Origin of the sequence: Anabaena sp. UHCC 0253 (assembly GCF_009712085.1) — a bacterium.
Taxonomy (GTDB): domain Bacteria; phylum Cyanobacteriota; class Cyanobacteriia; order Cyanobacteriales; family Nostocaceae; genus Dolichospermum.
In genome coordinates, this window is record NZ_VILD01000001.1 from 163973 (window position 1) to 170683 (window position 6711).

General features: G+C 39.2%; 8 protein-coding genes and 1 pseudogene. 5 read left to right on the top strand and 4 right to left on the bottom strand.

Annotated features, from left to right (window positions below):
- The 3 genes from FJR38_RS27975 to FJR38_RS00775 all read left to right on the top strand — a co-directional run.
- Window positions 1-920: universal stress protein (locus FJR38_RS27975; RefSeq protein ID WP_254449300.1), on the top strand; the 920-nt coding region annotated here is incomplete at its 5' end.
- Between the two features lie 232 nt (window positions 921-1152).
- Window positions 1153-1659, top strand: coding sequence for a DUF1499 domain-containing protein (locus tag FJR38_RS00770; RefSeq protein ID WP_168535571.1), 507 nt, complete (start codon window positions 1153-1155; stop codon window positions 1657-1659).
- A 123-nt stretch (window positions 1660-1782) separates the two neighbouring features.
- Window positions 1783-2226, top strand: coding sequence for a DUF29 domain-containing protein (locus FJR38_RS00775; protein ID WP_168534878.1), 444 nt, complete (start codon window positions 1783-1785; stop codon window positions 2224-2226).
- Window positions 2227-2231: 5 nt separating this feature from the next.
- Here FJR38_RS00775 and FJR38_RS00780 read toward each other — a convergent pair whose 3' ends face one another.
- From FJR38_RS00780 to atpD, 3 genes are all read right to left on the bottom strand, one after another.
- Entirely contained in the window at window positions 2232-3098 is an 867-nt protein-coding gene (locus tag FJR38_RS00780) for a hypothetical protein (RefSeq protein WP_168534880.1), read from the bottom strand.
- A 375-nt stretch (window positions 3099-3473) separates the two neighbouring features.
- A complete protein-coding gene (gene atpC, locus FJR38_RS00785) occupies window positions 3474-3887 on the bottom strand; it encodes an ATP synthase F1 subunit epsilon (protein ID WP_168498748.1) in 414 nt (137 codons plus the stop codon).
- Between the two features lie 87 nt (window positions 3888-3974).
- Entirely contained in the window at window positions 3975-5423 is a 1449-nt protein-coding gene (atpD, locus tag FJR38_RS00790) for a F0F1 ATP synthase subunit beta (RefSeq protein WP_168498750.1), read from the bottom strand.
- Between the two features lie 388 nt (window positions 5424-5811).
- Here atpD and FJR38_RS00795 point away from each other — a divergent pair, with 388 nt between their 5' ends.
- Entirely contained in the window at window positions 5812-6300 is a 489-nt protein-coding gene (locus tag FJR38_RS00795) for a hypothetical protein (RefSeq protein WP_254449301.1), read from the top strand.
- Between the two features lie 46 nt (window positions 6301-6346).
- On the opposite strand, the gene FJR38_RS27630 is transcribed toward FJR38_RS00795, so the two are convergent.
- Window positions 6347-6481 carry a ribbon-helix-helix protein, CopG family gene (locus FJR38_RS27630; protein WP_168498751.1) on the bottom strand — a complete coding sequence of 45 codons (135 nt, stop codon included), beginning with the start codon at window positions 6479-6481 and terminating at the stop codon, window positions 6347-6349.
- An 80-nt stretch (window positions 6482-6561) separates the two neighbouring features.
- Between FJR38_RS27630 and FJR38_RS27980 the strand changes: the two are divergent.
- Window positions 6562-6711: pseudogene (locus FJR38_RS27980) on the top strand (RNA-guided endonuclease TnpB family protein); the annotation flags it as partial.

The following is a 6711-nucleotide window of genomic DNA, read 5'->3' on the forward strand; positions in this document are numbered from 1 at the left end:
TTGATCAATTAACAGTGAATGGGACGATCGCCATGATTTTAGTTACCTGCATTGCTTCCCCTTGGGTGACAGCAAAGTGGGGACAAAAACTGAAAACAGGAAATGTTGTTCCCCAAAAGCGCGAAGGTGGTAGTTTAGGCGATCGCGTTTTAGTTCCTGTTGCTAACCCAAATACTGAAGATAACTTGTTAAAGTTAGCAATCCTCTTAGCTAAATCAGCCGCTGGTACACTTCTACCTCTACATATCATCATCGAGGAAGGTGAACCAATTTCCCCAAATGCTAAGGTTAGACAAAATCAGTTACTTTCCACCGCAGAAATGATTGCTCATGCAGCAGTTACCAATGTTACACCCATTGGTAGAATTGATGGATCAATAGACAAAGGTATTGCCAGAGTAGCAGAAGAACAACAAGCAAGTGTGATAGTCTGCGGTTGGAAAGGTTACTCTACTTACCAAGAAAACTTATTTGGCGGCGTAATTGATAAAATTGTGCAACGCAGTTCTATGCCTGTTTTAGTAACTCGTTTTCCTTTACCTATTGAGCATACAGCCAGAGTGTTTCTCGCTTTCACTAGCCAACAAGCTAATGCTAGTTCTTTTCAAGAAAGTATCAAATTAGCCAAAAATCTCGCCGCAGAACTCAAAGCATCTTTGCAACTATTGGAAGTTGTTAGCACAAAAGGAGTAGATATTGATTATATTGATGCGGGACTAGCAGCGGATACACCTATTCAAAAAGTCCGGGGTAATTTTGTTAAAGAAGTGTCACGGTTACTGAATACAAATGATTTATTGTTGTTAAATGGTTCTGTAGCCCAGAAAACTCAGATATTTTCACTTCTTGGTCATGTCCCCGAAGCGATCGCTCGCAATCACCCGCAATTGGCAATGATCATTGCATATTTACCTCAATAAAAGGTGACTGACAGGATATAGCGATTTCCGGCGTTGCTGAATAAAAGTATGAATTTATCTCACGCAGAGACGCAGAGGCACAGAGAGTAAGAGATGGACGCGGATAAACGCAGATAAATTTGTACTTCAGTAGATGAGGAAATGCTATAGCCTGGAAACCTATAAAATTGTAGAAGCTGGTAGAATGCAAAAGGTGAATTTACAATAATTTAAAGCTGATAATATGCCGAAAATGCTCAAAATATCCAATGGTAGTGCGATCGCTCTTTTTTCTGTAAGTATCACCAGATTACAGAATATTATTTTTTCGGTATTCCTCACCCTCATAATTACTTTAATAGTTCCTGCATCTGCTTGGGCTTCTAGCTTGGGAGTTGAGTCTGGACATCTTTCTCCTTGTCCAGCTTCTCCAAACTGTGTTGTTAGCCAAAATGCTGATGCTCAACACGCTATTGAACCGATTACTTATCATGTAGACCGAGATCAAGCTAGAGAGATATTACTAAAGGTTCTGACTGTTGTTCCCCGCACAGAAGTGATAGAACAAACAGATAATTACATTCATGCTCTTTCTAAAAGCCGCATTTTCAAATTTGTTGATGATGTAGAATTTTATTTTCCCAGCGATGAGTCGGTAATTCATATTCGTTCATCATCTCGCGTGGGAGAGTCGGATCTTGGTGTAAATCGGACTCGTGTAGAACAAATTCGTTTAGCTTTACGAGATTTAAATATTTGATTTGACCTGGCATCTGAAACGAAACAGACTTTCAGTGCCTCAAATTAAATGGCTAATTTTATTTCACTCTAGGGAATTCTTGAATAGAGATTGCAGATAGTTGAGAATTGAAAAGGTAAAAATATGAGAATTACTACCAATTTAAAAGAACTCTATGAAACCGATGATAGTTTATGGTTAGAAGAAACTATTGAATTATTAAAACACAAACAGTTTAATCAACTTGATTTAGAAAACTTAATTGAGGAATTGACAAGTTTGGGTAAAAGAGATTTAGCTAAAGCCAAAAGTCTTTTAAGGCAAATTATTATTCATTTATTATTAATTCAATATTGGCAGGTAGAATATGAAAGAAACTATCGTCATTGGATTGGAGAAGTTAAAACTTTTAGATATGACTTAAATAATCATTTGACGACGAATTTAAGGAATAAGTTACAGGATGATTTAGAGAATATTTATCAAAGTGCGGTTGATTTTGTGAAAATTAAAACCGATTTAACTATTTTCCCAGAAAAGTGTCCTTGCACTTTGGGTCAGTTGTTAGATGATGATTATTTACTTTAGCTTAATTAGGCAGATTGAGAAGACTTTTCCAGTTCATTGAAAAATTCACTAATTTTAGTATTAACTTCATTAGCCTTATTTATCAATTCTAGACGTTGTTCTTCATTCAGTCCTTGCCAAAAAGATTGCCAAAGACTGTAAGCCATTTTAATTCCAGTAAAAGGAGCAATTATAGATAAAGGAATTAAAAGCCAACTCCCAAAAATCATGACAGCTATTCCAAAGATAGCTCCAACGGCAGCACCAGTCTTAGCCGCTTCCCATGCAATTTTAGCCACTCGATCAACTACTTCACTATTACTAATTTCTCCTCGCTGTCGCGCACCTTCTAGGGAAAGAAACTCTTTTAAAGCACGATAAATAGCATAAGACATTCCTGCGCCTATTGCTCCACCCGTCGCTGCCTTGACAGCATCCATTTCTCCAAGAGCCTCACTAGCTTCAGCTAATTCAGCTATATCGCCAATTTCTGCTGATTCAGAAAGTTCTGTCAATTCTGCTGTATCAAGATCAGAAAATTCGTTCCGGCTATTGGCATATTTACTTGCATCTATTTCATTATCTAGCAGAGCATAGTCATACTCTGTCTGAGTCATTACATCAGAACCTCTGGCTAGGTTGATATATGGATCTTCAAGAATAACGTTGTTCAAATCATTAGCCAAATTAGGATATTCAGATTTAGGCCAAATATGACTTATATGCTTAGAATGCATAAAGTCTTCTACTGCATCTTCACCAGCTAACTTAACACTATCAGGGATAAGTTTTTCGTAGGCTTCAGCAGGATCTAATCCATGCGCTCTAAATCGATCACCAATATAGTCACGAAGATCAGCAGGTAATGTCTGAAAAGATAAGGTATGCAGCATATAATATTTTTCCCGCATTTCACGGTAGTGTATTTATACTGATTATTCATTATTTTTTCAGAAAAGCAGTGATTTCAATCAATACTCACGCACTGATTAATCACTTTTAAGACAAAGCAGGTAAATGAACAGTATTGCAATTTTTTTGGGATAGGCTTTTGGGCTTATCCCTTTTTTTGTTGATGGAATATAAACTACTTGTTTTCTACCGCTATCTCAGTATTAATGTCTGAATCAGTTGATGAATCCTTAGTAGTTTTAATAGTCTTGCGGATTTTATCTAGCTGGTCGTTGGAAACCCAATCACTAACAGTGCCAATAAAATAAGGGTAGGCATATTGCCCACCCTCATTAATTTTAGATGCTCTATACAATTTATACCAAACCACCAGCAGCTTGAAAACGAGCGCGAGCGCGTTTAAATGCCTGTGTTGCTTGGATTTGTGCTTGACGATCGTCTGGTTTAACTTGATTCAGGCGGGTTTGTGCTTCGTTAAAAGCAGTACGAGCTTCTTCAAGTTTAATTTTGTCGCCACGTTCAGCACCGTTGACTAAAATTGTGACTTCATCTTCATCAACCTCAGCAAAACCGCCTAAAAGAGCGATCGCTTGCCAATCTTGATTTTTGTTCCCACGAACACGCATTACACCTATATCCAAGGCTGTCAACAGTGGTGCGTGTCCAGTTAAAATACCTAATTGACCAGTGGTGCTAGGTAAAACTACTTCTTCAGCTTCCGCATCCCAAACAGTTTTGTCTGGGGAAATTACACGAACAGTAAATGTCATTTGTCAGTTGTCCTTTGTCAGTTGCTTTTTGTCAGTTGCACGAAAACACTTTACGGGCGGGGAAACCCCACCCCTACTGACTAATGACTAACCTTTCATTTTTTCGGCTTTAGCGATCGCTTCGTTGATATCGCCTACCAAGTAGAAAGCTTGTTCAGGTAAAGCATCCAACTCACCAGAAAGAATTTGTTTAAATCCTTTAATGGTGTCTTCCAACTTCACATACTTACCAGGAGAACCGGTAAATACTTCAGCTACGAAGAAAGGCTGAGACAAGAACCGTTCAACTTTCCGCGCCCGGGCTACAACTAGACGGTCTTCTTCAGACAATTCATCTAAACCCAAAATCGCAATAATATCTTGGAGTTCTTTGTAACGTTGCAGAGTTGATTGTACAGCCCGTGCAGTGTTGTAGTGGTCTTCACCAACAATGTTGGGTTGTAGCATGGTAGAAGTAGAATCCAAAGGATCAACCGCTGGATAGATACCTTTAGAAGCCAAACCACGGGACAATACTGTTGTTCCGTCCAAGTGAGCAAAGGTGGTTGCAGGTGCAGGATCAGTTAAGTCATCCGCAGGTACATATACAGCTTGAATAGAAGTAATAGAACCTTCGGTGGTAGAAGTAATCCGTTCTTGTAAAGCACCTACGTCTGTACCCAAAGTAGGCTGATATCCTACCGCAGAAGGCATCCGACCCAAGAGCGCGGATACTTCAGAACCAGCTTGTACAAACCGGAAGATGTTATCAACAAATAGCAATACGTCTTGCTTGTTGACATCACGGAAATACTCAGCCATTGTCAAACCAGACAAACCAACCCGCATTCTTGCTCCGGGTGGCTCGTTCATTTGACCATAAACTAGAGCAATTTTGGATTCATTGAGATTATCTTTATTGATAACTCCAGATTCCATCATTTCGTTATAGAGGTCATTCCCTTCACGAGTGCGTTCACCCACACCCGCAAATACAGACACACCACCATGTTGGGTAGCGATGTTGTTGATCAATTCCATCATGATCACGGTTTTACCAACACCAGCACCACCGAACAGACCGATTTTTCCACCGCGTCTATAGGGAGTCAGCAAGTCAACAACTTTAATTCCTGTCTCAAACACAGAAGGACTGGTTTCCAATTCTGTGAATTTAGGAGCATCACGGTGAATAGGTAGAAATGCTTCAGCGTCTACGGGACCACGATTATCTACGGGTTCGCCCAAAACGTTAAAAATTCGTCCCAAGGTGGCTTTACCAACGGGTACGCTGATAGGAGCGCCAGTATCAATAACTTCTAAACCACGGACTAAACCATCTGTGGTACTCATAGCTACAGCCCGGACTTGGTTATCGCCCAGTAATTGCTGTACTTCAACGGTTAAGCTGAGATTTTGTCCAGCTTCGTTGGTGCCGGTGATGGTTAAAGCGTTGTAGATTTGGGGTAATTTACCGCCAGGGAATTTAACGTCTACAACTGGACCAATGATTTGGGTAATGTAACCAATGTTTGTTTTTTCTGCGGTGGTGACCATGCTGCGCCTAAATGATTGAAGCTATTTTTGAGAGTAGGTCGTCAAAGACCTAAGATCAAGCGATATCATCTCTTAGGTTAGCACCTAACGCCCCCACCTTTGCCTTAAATTCATTATTAAGACTAGATCACCAATTTGGTGAACATCTGGAACTGCAAAATAAATTACTTCCAGAAAAAAGCACAAAAAGAGAATATGTGGGTTGACAACAGATTTTAGATTTGTTATAATGAAATTGATAAGGAAGAACTATCTTAAAATAAATATAAATAACATGATAAGGGTTTAGCATTGCTAAACCCTTATATTAGTTTGAACCAAAGATATCAAAATCAGGATATCCACCAATTATAAGGATGAACAGGATGCAAACAGGAATGACAATCGGATGACACGCTTTATACACGATCAATTCGCCAAACAATATCTAACGGAACTATTAACACCCTATGGAGAAGTAGAAACCAGCAAAGATATTACCGCCGAAGTCAGACAAATTGATGTATTATTTATTCCTTCACCCCAGCCTACACAAAGCCTAGAAACACTAGGATTACTAGGGAAAATGGCCACAAGTTATGCCGTATTTGAACCATTCCGTAACCCTGTCAGCAAGAGTGAAATTCGCAGTTGTATAGGTAAACTGTTTGACATTCACGCAGACCTAGAACGGCAATCCAAACGCAATGATACGCGAATAGATGAAGCTGAATTACCCCAGCTATGGATTTTTACGCCTACAGCATCAGTAGAAATCTTAGAGAATTTTAATGGTACTCTGGATGAAACAAACTGGGGAAAGGGCATCTATTTTTTATCAAAAGGATTAAAAACCGTCATAAAACCTCGCGGTAAGTGGGAAACTCAGTGGCTTTAGCCCTGAGAGGGAAGCGACACGAGCGGTTTTAACCGCTGTAGTATTTCTAATCTAGTTTATATTCTCTAATTAGTCTCTGTGTAGCCGATGACTGAGATACCCCCCAGTTTACGGCAATCTTCTCTAGCTTTGCTTTGTCTTCTTCGGACAAATAAATAATAGTACCTTTTTTTCTAGACATGATGACAATCTAATATTGATATGATATGATTATATTATCACAGCATTGCAGTTCAAACAATGTCTAAAGTTAAAAAGTCAATGGGAGTACAACAAGTTTTGTTGTCCCCCGATGATGAAACAAAGGCAGTATTAGAATATCTCTGCCAGCAGTCGGGAAAGCTCTATAACAGTGGTGTTTATTTTGCTAGACAAACATTTTTTAAAACTGGAAAGTTGTTGACAGGTAAA

Bases quoted from the DNA above. Each gene is read 5' to 3' on its own strand.
- FJR38_RS27630 (WP_168498751.1), bottom strand. From the start codon at position 6,481: ATGTCTAGAAAAAAAGGTACTATTATTTATTTGTCCGAAGAAGACAAA.
- FJR38_RS00780 (WP_168534880.1), bottom strand. From the start codon at position 3,098: ATGCTGCATACCTTATCTTTTCAGACATTACCTGCTGATCTTCGTGAC.
- FJR38_RS00770 (WP_168535571.1), top strand. From the start codon at position 1,153: ATGCTCAAAATATCCAATGGTAGTGCGATCGCTCTTTTTTCTGTAAGT.
- atpC (WP_168498748.1), bottom strand. From the start codon at position 3,887: ATGACATTTACTGTTCGTGTAATTTCCCCAGACAAAACTGTTTGGGAT.
- atpD (WP_168498750.1), bottom strand. From the start codon at position 5,423: ATGGTCACCACCGCAGAAAAAACAAACATTGGTTACATTACCCAAATC.
- FJR38_RS00795 (WP_254449301.1), top strand. From the start codon at position 5,812: ATGACACGCTTTATACACGATCAATTCGCCAAACAATATCTAACGGAA.
- FJR38_RS00775 (WP_168534878.1), top strand. From the start codon at position 1,783: ATGAGAATTACTACCAATTTAAAAGAACTCTATGAAACCGATGATAGT.